Below are 249 nucleotides of genomic sequence, written 5' to 3'. Positions count from 1 at the left end.
CAGGAACCGGTCGCCGGCCGCATCACCGCCGACGTCAATCGCTGGTCCGGCGGCAACAAGGCCTGCAGCTGATCCCGGCGATGACAGCGTTACGCGTCTTTTCAGACGCGCGAACAGCGCTGTAACTCTTTGAGTTCTGCATAATCAGTCCCAGAAAAACGACTTGCCGACTTCGCGCGCGGCATCGGACTGCGACACACCGATATCCTTGAGTTCGGTCGCCGTCAGGCCTCTCAGCGCGCGCCGGCC

The 249-nt window shown here is 62.7% G+C and carries 1 protein-coding gene; it reads right to left on the bottom strand.

All coding sequences use genetic code 11. The features are described from left to right. Nucleotides 1-144: 144 nt before the first annotated feature. The coding region (locus tag EOD29_RS33870) for a DUF1127 domain-containing protein (protein WP_127248882.1) at nt 145-249 on the bottom strand (105 nt) is incomplete at its 5' end.

The organism is Mesorhizobium sp. M1A.T.Ca.IN.004.03.1.1, assembly GCF_003997555.1.
GTDB lineage: Bacteria > Pseudomonadota > Alphaproteobacteria > Rhizobiales > Rhizobiaceae > Mesorhizobium.
This window is presented reverse-complemented; position numbering and strand designations above follow the sequence as displayed.